We start from the raw sequence: 13,570 nt of genomic DNA on the forward strand, positions 1-13,570 counted from the left end.
TGGACTAGCGGCATGCGCGCGCGCAGCCACAACACGGGCGTCGTCGGCCGCGCCGCGCTGTTCGCGCTGGCGCTGGGCGTGCTGCTGTCGACCGTGCTGCAGACCGGTGCCAATGCCTGGCTCTCGGCGCAGCGGGGCGGCATCGAGGCGATGGTCGCCGAGGTCACGCGGGCGCCGGCGCGCATCGGCGGCGTGCGGCTGGTGTGGAAGGACTTCCGGCCGCGGCTCGAGCTGCGCGATGCCCGGCTGCTGCTGGCCGAGACCGAGGCCGCCCCGTTGCGGGTGACCTACCTGCGGCTCGGTGTCGAGGTGCTGCCGCTTCTGCGGGGCGAGGTGCGGCCCAACAGTCTGCAGCTGGCGGGGCTGGCCCTGCGCCTCAACCAGGATGCCGAGGGCCGCTGGCGCATCGGCGATCGCGAACGCCGCGTGCGACCGGACCTCGGCGATATCCTGCGCTTCGCGGCGCGCTTCGACGATCTGCGCGCCGAGCGCGTCGAGCTCGGCATGCTGGCGCACGGCAGCGACCAGCCGGTGGACACCTTCGTGGAGCATGCGCGACTGCTGCCCGAGCGCGGCGGCTGGCGCCTGAATGCGACCCTGCTGGACGGCGAGCGCAGCGGCCGCCTCACGGTCGCCGGCATGATCGAGGGCGATGCGGACCGGCCGTCGGACTGGCGGCAGAGCTGGCAGCTGGCCTTCGACGGCAACCACGATCTTGCGGCCAGCGTCGGGCACGTGCTGCCGCGTCTGCACGATCTGCCGCGCATCGAGGGCGGGCGCCTGCGCGCCGAGTTGCGGCGTCAGGGCGGCGCCGGCGACGCATCCTGGCTGATGACCGCCGATCTGCGTGCCCGGCATCTGCACGGTCGGCAGGGACAGCAGCTGGAGGACCTGCGCGCCGAGGCCACCGGCCGTTTCGACGACGGCGCGCTCGATGTCGACGTGACACGGCTGTCGGCTGCCGGCGAAACCCGCGGTGCCGGCGTTTCGCTGCGCCTCGATACCGCCGCGCCCGCGCTCACCTTGCGCGCCGACTGGCTGGCCGTCGATCCGGTATCGGACTGGCTGCGTGCGGCCTCGGGCGAAGCGCTGCCGGCGGTGAGTGGCCGGCTGCGGGCCGTCGAACTCGCCTGGCAGGGCGAGGGCGCCATGCCGCCGTCGCTGCCGGCGCGCTACCGGGCACGGATCGACGGGCTGCGGGTGGCCGGTGACGCCGTCACGATCATCGGTCTGTCCGGATCGGTCGACGGCAGCGGCGACAGCGGCCGCTTCGTGCTCGACGACGGTCCGCTCGAAGTGCGCCTGCCCGACCACCTGTTCGCGCCGCTGCGCATGGACCGCGCCGCCGGCACGGTGCGATGGTCGCCGGGCGGGGAAGGCGGCCGCGAGCTGGCGTTCGAGGATCTGGCGATGGCGCTCGACAGCCTGCGCGCCGAGGGTGGCGGGCGTCTGCGCATGCCGGCGGACGCGCCGCCGCATCTGCAGCTCGACGTCGCGCTGAGCGGCGAGCGCGCGGCCGATGCCAAGCCCTTCATGCCGCGACGCTGGCGGCCGGAGCTGCGCGACTACCTCGCCGGCGCCATCCGGCAGGGCACCGTCGACGACGGTCGGCTGCGCTTCGACGCCACGCTCGCCGAAGGCTTCTGGCGCGATCCGGACACGCGCTTCGACATCGCCTTGTCGGTATCGGACGGGCGCATGCGCTTCCATCCCGAGTGGCCGGTGCTGACCGGGCTGCGCGCCGATCTGGCCATCGATGCGCGCAGCATCACCATCGATGCCGAGCGCGGGAACCTCGCCGGCCTCGCGCTGGCCGACGTGCGCGTCGCCATCCCCGATTTCAGGGCCGCGGAGCTGCGCGCCGAGCTGGTCCACGCCGACAGTCTGGAGAACTGGTACGCGATGCTCGCCGAGAGTCCCCTGGCGTCGCGACTGCGCGGACTCCTGGAGGGCACCGCCGGGGTGGGCCGCGCGCGCGTCGACTTTGCGCTCGACCTGCCGCTCAAGGACAAGGCCGCGGCGGTGGCCGAGGGGCGCATCGGACTCGACCGGGTCGACCTGCGCGTCGATCGCATCGATGCCACGGTGGAGGATGTCCGGGGTGGCATCCATTTCATCAATCACGCCGTCGCCGCCGAGGATCTGACCGGCACGCTCCACGGCAGACCCCTGCGCGCCGGGATCGCGACCGAGGACGGCATGCCGCGGCTGCGCGCCGAGACCGATGTCGACCTCGCGGCCCGCGACGAGCTGGCGCGCTTCGTGCCCGACTGGCTTCAGCCCCGTCTCGCCGGCGTGCTCCCGCTGGCGCTGACGCTCGATCTCGGGCCGCGCGACGGCACCACCGCGCTGGCGCTCGAGCTGGGCAGCGAGAACCTGCGCGTCGATCTGCCGGCGCCCTTCGATCTGGTCCCGGACGCCGGACGCGATGCCCTGCGGGTCGACGTCGCGCTGCGCGGGCCGGACATCGCCAGCCTGCGCGTGCGTCTGCCGGGGCGCTTCGAGGTCCAGCGCTTCGGCAACAGCACCCGCGTGCACCTCGGGCCCGGGCGCGCCCGCGCCGACGAGACGGCGGGACTGACCGTGACCGGGCACGCCGGGCGCGTGGCGCTGTTGCCCTGGCTGCGGTTCGCGAGCGAGCGCGCGGCCGCGGCGACCGGCGCGGAGACCGCACCGGCCGAACGGCTGACGCGCATCGACCTCACGGCCGAGCACGTGCTGGCGGGGCCCCTGTCCATTCCCGATCTGGCGGTACAGCTGACGCGCGATGCGCACAGCTACCGCTTCGCGATCGACGGTGGCTCGCGCGGCGAGGTGCGTGTCGACACTGGTGGGCGCGGTGAGCTCGAGGTGCGCTTCGAGCGGCTGCGCCTGCGGCGGCGGCCCGATGCCGCCGACGGCCCCGGCGCGCCGGAAGCGGACGGCGACGACGGACGCGACGGCGGGCAGCGACTCGATCCGCGGCGCATGCCGTCGGCGGATGTGCTGGTCGGCCAGCTGGTGCTCGACGATCTCGATCTGGGCCAGCTCGACATGCGGCTGCGGGGGCTGGACGACGGACTGCGCCTGAGCAATCTGCGCATCACCGACGGCGCGCTGGCGCTGGATGCCACCGGCGAGTGGCGCACGGTGCCGGCCGGCGATGCGGGCGATGCCGACGGCGGTGTGCGCATGCACCTGGACGCCGACCTCGAGACCGGGGCCATCGATCCGCTGCTGACGGCGCTGGGCTACGCCCGCACGCTGTCGGCCGACCGGTTCCGCGCGCAGGCCTCGCTGCGCTGGTCCGACATGGACGCGCTGGCGCGGCTCGCCGGCGCCGAGGGCACGCTGAGCGTGGAGGCCACCGAGGGCAACATCGCCGCCGTCGAACCCGGCGCCGGCCGCATGCTGGGGCTGTTCAACTTCTACGCGCTGCCGCGCCGCCTGGGGCTGGATTTCCGCGACGTCACCGCCAGCGGGCTGGCCTTCGACCGTCTCGCCGGTAGCTTCGCGCTCGGCGGCGGGCAGGCGCGCACCGACGATCTGGTGCTCGACGGGCCGTCGCTGCGCGTCGAGGTCGACGGACGCGTCGGGCTGGCGGCGCGGGACTACGATCAGCTGATCAGCATCTACCCCGATGTCTCGGGCGGCATGACGCTGGGCGGCGCCGTGCTCGGCGGGCCGGTCGGGGTGGGTATTGCGCTGCTGGCACGCGAGCTGTTCGAGACCCCCATTGATGCCGCCACGCGCATCCAGTACCGCCTTGTGGGGCCCTGGGACGATCCCCAGTTCATCCCGCAGGACATCGACACTCCGTCGGAGGAGCGTTCGCCTTGAGCCGCATCCGTGCCGCCGTGCTGCAGATGAACAGTGCCAACGACGTGGCCGCCAACCTGGCCGCGGTGGAGGCTGCCGCCGCCACTGCAGCCGATGCCGGCGTGCGCCTGCTGGTGCTGCCCGAGAACTTCGCCTTCATGGGCGCGCGGGCGCGCGACAAGCTGGCGATAGCCGAAGCGCCCGGTCGCGGCCCCATCCAGGATGCCTGCGCCGCGCTGGCGCAGCGTCACGGCATGTGGATCGTCGCCGGCACCATCGCCCTGGCGCATCCCGACGAGGCCGACCGCATCATCGCGGCCAGCATCGTGTTCGACGACACCGGCGTCGCGCGGGCGCGCTACGACAAGGCGCACCTCTTCGACGTGCAGACGCCCGGCGGTGCCTATCGCGAGTCGGCCACCATCGCGCCCGGCCCGGCGCGCGCCGTGGTCTGCGACGGACCCGGTGCGCGCGGCGGACTGTCGGTGTGCTACGACCTGCGCTTTCCGGAGCTCTACCGGCACCAGGTTGCCGAGGGCGCGCTCTGGCTGAGCGTGCCCTCGGCCTTCACCCACGCCACCGGCCGCGCGCACTGGGCGACGCTGCTCGGCGCCCGTGCCATCGAGAACCAGTGCTTCGTGCTGGCGCCGAACCAGTGCGGCACGCACGCAGACGGCCGTGCGACCTGGGGGCACAGCCGTATCGTGGGGCCGTGGGGCGACGTGCTGGCCGACTGCGGCAGCGAGCCCGGTCTGGCGACGGCCGAGCTCGATTTCGGGGCGCAGGCCCAGCTGCGTCGACGGTTCCCGGCGCTGAGCCATCGCCGCATTTACACTTGACCCATGTCCGAAACCTTCGCTCTCGCCGAGTCCCGCCTGCTCGCGCCCGGCGCGCTGGGCCTGTCCGACATCGAGCACGCGCTCGGTGCGCTCATGAAGCCCGGCATCGATGCGGCCGACCTGTTCTTCTCCGAGGGGCAGTCCGAATCGTGGCTGTTCGAGGACGGCATCGTCCGCCGCGGGCACCACAGCAGCGAGCGCGGCGTCGGCGTGCGCGCGATCGCCGGTGACAAGGCCGGGCTCGCCTACAGCGACGAGATCACCGCACCGATGCTGCAGGACGCCGCCGGCCAGGCGCGCGCCATCATCCGCCAGGGTCAGCAGGGCCGCGTCGCCGCGCCGCAGGCGCGCAGCCATCAGCCGGTCTACACCGGCGACAGTCCGCTCGACAGCCTCGGTACCGAAGAGAAGCTGGATCTGCTGCGCCGTGCCGATGCCGCCGCGCGTGCCGCCGACGCGCGCGTGAAGCAGGTGCAGGTGTCGCTGACCGGCGCCCACAAGACCGTGCTGGTGGCGCGCAGCGACGGCCTGGTGACCGCCGACATCCGGCCGATGGTGCGGCTCAACGTCAGCGTCACGGTGGAGTCCGGCGACCGCCGCGAGCAGGCCGCCGCCGGCGGCGGCGGCCGCAGCGGCTACGGCTTCTTCCTCGACGGCGACAAGCCCGAGGCCTACGCCCGCGAGGCGGTGCGCATCGCGCTGGTGCTGCTCGACGCGGAAGCGGCGCCGGCCGGCGCCATGCCGGTGGTCCTCGGTGCCGGCTGGCCGGGCATCCTGCTGCACGAGGCCGTCGGTCACGGTCTGGAGGGCGACTTCAACCGCAAGGGCAGCTCGGTCTACAGCGGCAAGGTCGGCGAGAAGGTCGCGTCCGATCTGTGCACCGTGGTGGACGAGGGCTGCATCCCGGACCGGCGCGGCTCGCTGACCGTCGACGACGAGGGCACCCCCACGCAGCGCAACGTGCTGATCGAGAAGGGCGTGCTGCGCGGCTACATGCAGGACACCATCAACGCCCGCCTGATGGACGCCGCGCCCACCGGCAACGGCCGGCGCGAGTCCTATGCGCACCTGCCCATGCCGCGCATGACCAACACCTATCTGATGCCGGGGCCGCACGATCCGGCCGAGATCATCGCCTCGGTGGACAAGGGGCTCTACGCGGTCAACTTCAACGGTGGTCAGGTCGACATCACCTCGGGCAACTTCGTGTTCTCGACCTCCGAGGCCTATCTCATCGAGAAGGGGCGCATCACGCGACCGGTCAAGGGCGCGACCCTGATCGGCAACGGCCCCGAGGCACTGGCGCAGGTGGACATGCTGGGCAACGACCTCATGCTCGACCCCGGCATCGGCGTGTGCGGCAAGGAGGGGCAGGGCGTACCGGTCGGCGTCGGTCAGCCGACGCTGCGCATCGGCGGGCTCACGGTCGGCGGCACGCAGACCGGATAGCCGATGGCAGGGCGGCGCCCGCGCGGCGAGCTGCGCATCATCGGCGGCCAGTGGCGCTCGCGCCGCGTGCGCTTCGCCGTCGAGCAGGTGCGCCCGACCCCCGACCGCGTCCGCCAGACCACCTTCGACTGGCTGGCCCCGCGCATCCGCGGCGCGCGCGTGGTCGACCTCTGTGCCGGCAGCGGCGCCATGGGCCTGGAGGCCCTGTCGCGCGGCGCGGCCCATGCGGTCTTCGTGGACACCGGCCGGGCGCAGATCGCGGCCATCCGGGCGGCGCTGACCGACCTCGGCGGCATCGACCGCGCCGAGCTCGTCCACGGCGATGCGGCCGGCTGGCTCGCGCGCGCCGGGGACGCCTGCGACATCGCCTTCGTCGATCCGCCCTTCGACCGCGCGCTGTGGTCCGATATCCTGCCGCGACTCGCCGGCCGGCTGGCCGGCGTGCACCGCATCTACATCGAATGGCCGCGCACCCGGGAGCCCGAGTTCGGCGTCGCGCTCGACTGGCACCGGAGAAGTCACGCGGCTCAGGTAAGCTACGGGCTCGCGAGCCTTCCACCCGCACCGTCAGGAGAACGCCCATGACCCCGGTGACGGCGGCCTACAGCGGCACCTTCGACCCGGTCACCTTCGGCCATACCGACATCATCGCGCGCGCGGCGGCGATGTTCGACCAGCTCATCGTCGCGGTGGGACTGAACCCGTCGAAGAATCCGCGCTTCTCGCTGGACGAGCGCGTGCGCCTGATCGAGGCGACCGTCGCCGACGCCGGTCTGGGCAACGTGCGCGTGCTGCCCTTCGACGGTCTGGTGGTGGACTTCGCGCGCGAGAACGGCGTCACCGTGCTGGTACGCGGCGTGCGTACCGTGACCGATGTCGACTACGAGAAGCAGATGGCGATCATGAACCGCGATCTCTACCCGTCGCTGGATACGGTCATGCTGGCCCCGTCGCCGGCGTACGCCCATCTGTCGTCGTCGCTGGTGCGCGAGCTGGTCGGGCTCGGCGCGCCGGTGGAGAAGTTTGTGCCGAAGGCGGTGGTCCCGGAGCTGCTGGCGCGCTTCGGCCGCAAGAGCTGAACCGGTCAGGTCCGCGAGCCCATGGCGCTGAAGATCACCGACGCCTGCATCAACTGCGATGTCTGCGAGCCGGTCTGCCCGAACGGCGCGATCTACCAGGGCGAGGAGATCTACGAGATCGACCCGGCGCTGTGCACCGAATGCGTCGGGCACTTCGACGAGCCGCAGTGCCGGGCGCTGTGCCCGGTCGACTGCATTCCGCTCGACCCCGACCATGTCGAGTCGCACGACACCCTGATGCGCAAGTACCGGCGGCTCACCGCCGCCAACGACTGATTCCCCAGAACCGCGAACGCCCGAGACCCCCAACGGAGCCCCACCGATGAATCGACCGATCCGGCGCACGCTCGCCGCGCTTGCGCTGCTGGCCGCTGCAGTGCCCGCGACCGCCCAGGTGACCGAGGTCTACCATCCGCCCGCCGAGGCGGTGGCGACCGCGCATCCGCTCGCCACCGAGGCCGGGCTGGAAGTGCTCGCCGCGGGCGGCAACGCCTTCGACGCGGCGGTGGCCGTGACCGCGGCGCTGGGCGTGGTCGAGCCCTATGGGTCCGGTCTCGGCGGCGGCGGCTTCTTCCTGCTGCACCGCGAGGGCGACAAGCTCGACCTGCTGGTGGATGCGCGCGAGACCGCGCCCGGCGCCGCCACCGGCGACATGTACCTGGACCGCAACGGCGAGCCCATCGCGCGGCTGTCGCGCGAGGGGCCGCTGGCAGCGGGCATTCCGGGCACGGCGGCGGCGCTCCAGCACCTCAGCGAGACCTTCGGCGAGCGCGCGCTGGCCGACAACCTCGCCCCGGCCATCCGTCTCGCCGACGAAGGCTTCCCGGTCAACGCCGAACTGTCCGCGCGCATCACCGCGATGGCGCACCGCTTCTCGCCGGCCGCGCAGGCCGTCTTCATGCCGGGCGGCGAGGTTCCCGCCAGCGGCGAGACACTGGTGCAGAAGGATCTCGCCGGCACTCTGCGCGCCATGGCCGAGGACGGCGCCGAGGCCTTCTACGAGGGTGCGGTCGCCGAGAAGCTGCAGCGCGGCGTGTTCAGCGACGGCGGCATCTGGTCGCTCGGCGATCTTGCGCTGTACCGCGTCAAGGAGCGCGCCCCGGCGCGCATCGACTACCGCGGCTATCGCATCACCACCGCGCCGCTGCCGTCGGCGGGCGGCGTCACGCTGGAGCAGATCTTCAAGATCCTCGAGGCGCGCGACTGGCCGCCGTCCGATGACACCGCCGCGCGCCACGAGCTGATCGAGGCCATGCGCTTCGCCTACCGCGACCGGGCGGTCTACCTGGGCGATGCCGATTTCGTCGACGTGCCGGTGGCGCGCATCACCAGCGACGACTACATCGCGGACATCGCCGGGCGCATCGGCACCCGCGCCACGCCGAGCGAGTCGATGGAAGTGGCGTCGATGCAGGAGGCGCGCGCCAAGGGCCGTCAGACCACGCACTTCTCGATCCTCGACCGCTGGGGCAATCGCGTGTCGGCGACGCTCTCCATCAATACCTGGTTCGGCTCGGGCTACATGCCGCCCGGTACCGGCGTGCTGCTCAACAACGAGATGGACGACTTCGCCACCGCGCCGCTGGTCCCCAACGCCTACGGCCTGGTGCACACCGAGGCCAACTCGATCGCGCCCCACAAGCGTCCGCTGTCCAGCATGAGCCCGACCTTCGTCGACGGCCCGCGCGGCGTCTTCATCACCGGCACGCCGGGCGGCAGCCGCATCATCACCATGGTGCTGCTGTCGACGCTCGCGCACATGAACGGACTGCCCGCCGAGCTTGCCGTCACCGCGCCGCGCTTCCATCACCAGTTCCTGCCCGACGTGGTGCAGTTCGAGTCCGGCGCGCTCACCGAACCGCAGCGCGAGAAGCTGCGCGAGCGCGGGCACAAGCTGGAAGAGGTCACCCGCGACTTCGGCAACATGCAGGCCATCCACTGGGACCTGCGGCGCGGCTTCGTCGACGCCGCGTCGGATCCGCGCGGCTTCGGACGGGCCGTCGTGCGCGAGGTCCCGGTCGAAGCCGGCGCCGGCGCCGGCGCCGACTAGCGGCAGCGGTCGATTGCGCGACACGCGACGGCGCCGTGCCGAGCGCGGCGCCGAGCGGCTGCGCTCGGCCGATCAATGGCGGCATTCGCGGGCCCGTCGGGCGAAGGGCTCCGCGTGTCGGCCGCGCGGGCCGGAGCCCGCGCGCGCGGAAACATGATGCATGGACCGGATCGCATCGGAAGCCGAGCCATGATCAAGTCCTTCGCCATCGCAACCGTCGCCCTCGCGGGTGCCGCGCTGAGTTCCGCCTGCCTGGCGGCGGGTACCGAGCGGCACGGCGGTGCCGCGCCCCCCGCCGAGGCCGTGGCCACCTCCCACCCGCTCGCCACCGAGGTCGGACTGCGCGTGCTGCGCGAGGGCGGCAACGCCTTCGATGCGGCGGTCGCCGTGGCGGCCGCGCTGGCCGTCGTCGAACCCTACGACTCGGGCCTCGGCGGCGGCGGCTTCTTCCTGATGCACAGCGCACGCGACGGCCGCGACGTGGTCGTCGATGCGCGCGAGACCGCGCCCGGTGCGGCCACCGGCGACATGTACCTCGACCGTGACGGGCGTCCGGTAGCGCATTTCTCCACCGAGGGCCCGCTGGCCGCGGCCATTCCCGGCACGGTGGCCGCCCTTGATCACATCACGGCCGCATTCGGTTCGCGTCCGCTGGCCGCCAATCTGGCGCCCGCCATCGCGCTGGCCCGTGACGGCTTCCCGGCCGATGCCACGCTCAGCGAGCGCGTGCGGAAGTCGGCCCACCGCCTGTCCCCGGCCGCCAGGACGGTCTACATGCCGGGCGGGCGGGCGCCGCGCGTCGGGCAGAAGATCGTCCAGCGCGACCTGGCCGCGACCCTGCAGGCCGTGGCGGCGCGCGGTCGCGAGGGCTTCTATGCCGGCCCGGTGGCGAGCCGCCTGCGCGCCGGCGTGTTCCGCGACGGCGGCATCTGGTCGCTGGGCGACCTCGCCGCCTATCGGGTCGTCGAGCGTCAGCCCGCGACCTTCGCGCATCGCGGGCATCGCATCACCACGGTGCCGCTGCCGTCCGCGAGCGGCGTGGCGCTGGCGCAGATCTTCGGCATGATGGAAGCGCGTGACTGGCCGCCGCCCGACAACACCGCGGCGCGGCACGAGATCATCGAGGCCATGCGGCTGTCGTATCGCGACATCGCCAAGTATCTGGCCGATCCCGCCTATGTGAACGCCGAGGTCGAGCGCATCACCAGCGCCGGCTACATCGGCGAGCTCGCCCGCGGCATCGGGCGCACGGCGCGCCAGAGCCGGTCCATGGACGTGGCCGTGCTGCGCGAGGCCGCGCGCGACAAGGGGCGCAACACGACCCACTTCTCGATCCTCGATCGGCACGGCAATCGGGTCGGCGCGACGCTGTCGATCAACGAATGGTTCGGATCCGGCTACATGCCGCCGGGCACCGGCGTCATGCTCAACAGCACCATGGACGACTTCGCCACCGCGCCGCTGGTACGCGACGCGACCGGTCGCCTGCATCTGGAGGCGAATCACATCCAGCCGCACAAGCGGCCGCTGTCGACCATGGCGCCGACCTTCGTCGAGGGGCCGCGCGGCGTGTTCATCACCGGAACGGCCGGCGGCTCGCGCATCATCACCAGCGTCATGCTGTCGGTGCTCGGGCACATCAACCGGCTCAGCGTGGAACAGACGGTCAATGCGCCGCGCTTCCACCATCAGTTCCTGCCCGACGTCGTCGAGTTCGAGTCGCGCGCGCTGACCATCTCGCAGCAGAAGCAGCTGCGCGAGCGCGGTCATCGTCTCGATGTCGCCGATACCAGCTTCGGCAACATGCAGGCGGTGCACTGGGACACCGGTGCCCGCCGCGTCGAGGCCGCGAGCGACCCGCGCGGCCAGGGCAGCGCCCGCGTGCAGTCGGCATCGGGGCGGCGCAACTGAAGGCGTGCGGGCCGGCCTCCGCGGCCGGCTCGTCACTCAGACGGTGACGACCAGCGGTGCGTGATCCGAGGGCCGCTCCAGGCGCCGCGGCGCGAGGTCGACGTGCCAGCTGCCCACCGAATCGGCCAGCGCCGGTGACAGCAGGGCGTGATCGATGCGCAGCCCGAGGTTGCGGCGGAAGCCGGCGCCGCGATAGTCCCACCATGTGTAGCGCTGCTCGGGTGCCGGCACGCGCGTGAAGGCGTCGACGAGGCCGGCGTCCAGCAGCTTCTGGAAGGCCTCTCGCTCCGGGCCCGAGCACAGGATGTGCCCTTCCCAGGACTCGGGATCGTGGGTGTCCTCCGGCGTCGGCGCGACGTTGTAGTCGCCCAGCACGGCCAGGCGGTCGTGACGCGCGCGCTCGTCGGCGAGGTAGTCGGCGAAGCGCGCCATCCAGTCGAGCTTGTACGCGTACTTCTGCGAGTCGACGGCCTGTCCGTTGGGCACGTAGACGCTGATCACCCGCGTGTCGCCGACGGTGGCCGCGATGACCCGCTTCTGCGGGTCGTCGAGGCCAGGGATGTCGCGCGAGACCGCCTCCAGCGGCTGGCGCGACAGCAGCGCGACGCCGTTGTAGGTCTTCTGGCCGTTGGACACCGCCTGCCAGCCTGCCTCGCGCAGCGCATCGGCGGGGAAGTCGCGGTCCTCCAGCTTGAGCTCCTGGAGCGCCACCACGCCGTCGTCCTGATGGCCGAGCCAGTCGAGGAGGTGCGGCAGCCGTACGCGCAGCGAGTTGAGATTCCAGGTGGCAAGCAGCATTGCGGGTGATTCTCGGTGTATCGGAGGCGCGTATTGTCACCCCTTCCGATGACTGCCATGCATTGGTGATGAACGCCCGGTCGAGCCGAAGTCCGCATCGGGGGCCGCGCGGCCGTCGGGATTTGGCATCATGCGCCCGAGCAACGCCGTTCCGGAGAACCGCCATTCTTGTCAATCGCACCGTTGCCGGGTTGTCAGCGGCGCTGAGCCTGATCGCGCTGTCGGCGTGCTCGGGCCTCCCCACCATGTGGGGCGATGCCGAGCCGGTACCCGTTACCGTCGAGCAGATCGGGGCTGCGCCCGACTGCAGGGCGGGCGACCGGGTTCGCGTGTTTCCGGCCACCGACGCGCTGCGCGCGTGGGCCGACGGGCGCGGCCTGCAGGCGCTGGTCGCCGATGCGCAGCCCGGCCGCCCCCATGCGGTGATCGCGCTCGGCAGCGAGGCGGGGCCGGTGTCCGGCTTCGCGATCGCGCGCGACGCCCTGCGGCGCGGCGGCGCGCTGGAGCTGCAGGCGAGCGTCTTCGGCAGCAGCGAGAGCGCCGCCGCCGCGTCCCCGTGCGTGCTGGTAGCGCTGCCGGGTCCGGTCGACGGCGACACGCGCGTGCGGGTCCTGGACAGCACCGGGCGGCTGGTCGCGGCGACGCCGGACTGACGCGATACCCATTCCGAGGAGACAGGTTTCCTTCCATGCTGCGTTTTCTGCCGTCACCCGTCTGCGCCACGATCATGTTCCTGCTGTTCGTGCTCAATCTGCTGGTCTGGGCCGTGCCGGTCTACGTCATGATCCTGATCAAGGTGCTGACGCGCGGCGGCTGGCGCGATCGCGTCTCGGTGATCATGTCGAACCTCGCCCAGCGCTGGGCGCGCACCAACGTGCTGATCGGCGACTGGATGCTGGCGACGCAGTGGGATATCGAGGGCGTCGAGAACCTCGACCTGAGCGGCCAGTATCTGGTGTCGGCCAATCACCAGACCTGGAACGACATCTACGTGCTGATGAAGACCTTCGGCACCGACGCCCCCTTCTTCAAGTTCTTCATCAAGAAGCAGCTGATGTGGGTGCCGATTCTCGGCCCGGTGTGGTGGGCGCTGGACTTTCCCTTCATGCATCGCCACAGCCGCGAGGCCATCGCCGCCAATCCGGCGCTCGCCACGCAGGACATCGAGACCACCCGCCGCGCCTGCGAGCGCTACGGCGATCAGCCGGTGATGATCCTTAACTTCCTCGAGGGCACGCGCTTCACGCGCGCCAAGCACGATGCCCAGGGCTCGCCCCACCACAACCTGCTGCGCCCGAAGGCCGGCGGCCTGATCTTCGCGCTGCAGGCCATGGGCGAGAAGCTGTCGTCGATCCTCGACGTCACCATCGTCTACCCCGAGGGCGCCTGCGGCTTCTGGCAGTTCTTCGGCGGCAGGATGAAGCGCGTCGTGGTCCGCGTGCGCGAGATCCGCGTGCCGAGCGACTTCTATCACGGCGACTACGCAGGCGACGAGGCCTTCCGCAAGCGGGTGCAGAACTGGGTGAGCGAATTCTGGTCCGAGAAGGATCAACTCATCGACAGCCTGCGTCAGCAGGCACGCCGGGAGATGCCCGCATGACCCCGTTCACTCCGAGCCCCGCGTTCCGTTCACCGGGAGGATGCGC

At 72.0% G+C, this 13,570-nt stretch carries 11 protein-coding genes; 10 read left to right on the plus strand and 1 reads right to left on the minus strand.

The genetic code is table 11. The annotated features are described in order from the left end of the window. Window positions 1-12 precede the first annotated feature (12 nt). From KAH28_RS15200 to ggt (KAH28_RS15235), 8 genes are all read left to right on the plus strand, one after another. Window positions 13-3,819: an AsmA-like C-terminal region-containing protein gene (locus tag KAH28_RS15200; RefSeq protein WP_290578052.1), complete on the plus strand. Its 3,807-nt coding sequence runs from the start codon at window positions 13-15 to the stop codon at window positions 3,817-3,819. Further along, a complete protein-coding gene (locus KAH28_RS15205; RefSeq protein ID WP_290578054.1) occupies window positions 3,816-4,637 on the plus strand; it encodes a carbon-nitrogen hydrolase family protein in 822 nt (273 codons plus the stop codon). The genes KAH28_RS15200 and KAH28_RS15205 overlap by 4 nt, the downstream gene beginning before the upstream one ends. A 3-nt stretch (window positions 4,638-4,640) precedes the next feature. After that, the gene (tldD, locus tag KAH28_RS15210) at window positions 4,641-6,086 is read left to right on the plus strand and encodes a metalloprotease TldD (protein WP_290578056.1); all 1,446 of its coding nucleotides are present in this window, start codon (window positions 4,641-4,643) and stop codon (window positions 6,084-6,086) included. Between the two features lie 3 nt (window positions 6,087-6,089). Continuing rightward, complete coding sequence (locus KAH28_RS15215) at window positions 6,090-6,671, plus strand: RsmD family RNA methyltransferase (protein WP_290578057.1); 582 nt, start codon at window positions 6,090-6,092, stop codon at window positions 6,669-6,671. Further along, the gene (coaD, locus tag KAH28_RS15220; protein ID WP_290578058.1) at window positions 6,668-7,165 is read left to right on the plus strand and encodes a pantetheine-phosphate adenylyltransferase; all 498 of its coding nucleotides are present in this window, start codon (window positions 6,668-6,670) and stop codon (window positions 7,163-7,165) included. The genes KAH28_RS15215 and coaD overlap by 4 nt, the downstream gene beginning before the upstream one ends. Window positions 7,166-7,186: 21 nt before the next feature. After that, window positions 7,187-7,441, plus strand: a complete 255-nt coding sequence (locus KAH28_RS15225) for a YfhL family 4Fe-4S dicluster ferredoxin (RefSeq protein ID WP_290578059.1) — start codon at window positions 7,187-7,189, stop codon at window positions 7,439-7,441. Window positions 7,442-7,487: 46 nt separating this feature from the next. Continuing rightward, on the plus strand, window positions 7,488-9,215 hold the full coding sequence (ggt, locus tag KAH28_RS15230; RefSeq protein ID WP_290578060.1) for a gamma-glutamyltransferase: 1,728 nt from the start codon (window positions 7,488-7,490) through the stop codon (window positions 9,213-9,215). A gap of 189 nt (window positions 9,216-9,404) precedes the next feature. After that, window positions 9,405-11,126 (plus strand): gamma-glutamyltransferase, encoded by a 1,722-nt coding sequence (gene ggt / locus KAH28_RS15235; RefSeq protein WP_290578061.1) that lies wholly within the window; start codon window positions 9,405-9,407, stop codon window positions 11,124-11,126. A gap of 36 nt (window positions 11,127-11,162) precedes the next feature. Here the strand turns inward: ggt (KAH28_RS15235) and xth are convergent, their stop codons facing one another. Further along, a complete protein-coding gene (xth, locus tag KAH28_RS15240) occupies window positions 11,163-11,924 on the minus strand; it encodes an exodeoxyribonuclease III (RefSeq protein WP_290578063.1) in 762 nt (253 codons plus the stop codon). 191 nt (window positions 11,925-12,115) lie between these two features. Here xth and KAH28_RS15245 point away from each other — a divergent pair, with 191 nt between their 5' ends. Further along, window positions 12,116-12,577, plus strand: a complete 462-nt coding sequence (locus tag KAH28_RS15245) for a hypothetical protein (protein WP_290578065.1) — start codon at window positions 12,116-12,118, stop codon at window positions 12,575-12,577. 35 nt (window positions 12,578-12,612) lie between these two features. Then, window positions 12,613-13,524, plus strand: a complete 912-nt coding sequence (locus KAH28_RS15250; protein ID WP_290578067.1) for an acetyltransferase — start codon at window positions 12,613-12,615, stop codon at window positions 13,522-13,524. The last annotated feature ends 46 nt before the right edge of the window (window positions 13,525-13,570 follow it).

Source organism: Algiphilus sp. (assembly GCF_023145115.1).
GTDB lineage: Bacteria > Pseudomonadota > Gammaproteobacteria > Nevskiales > Nevskiaceae > Algiphilus.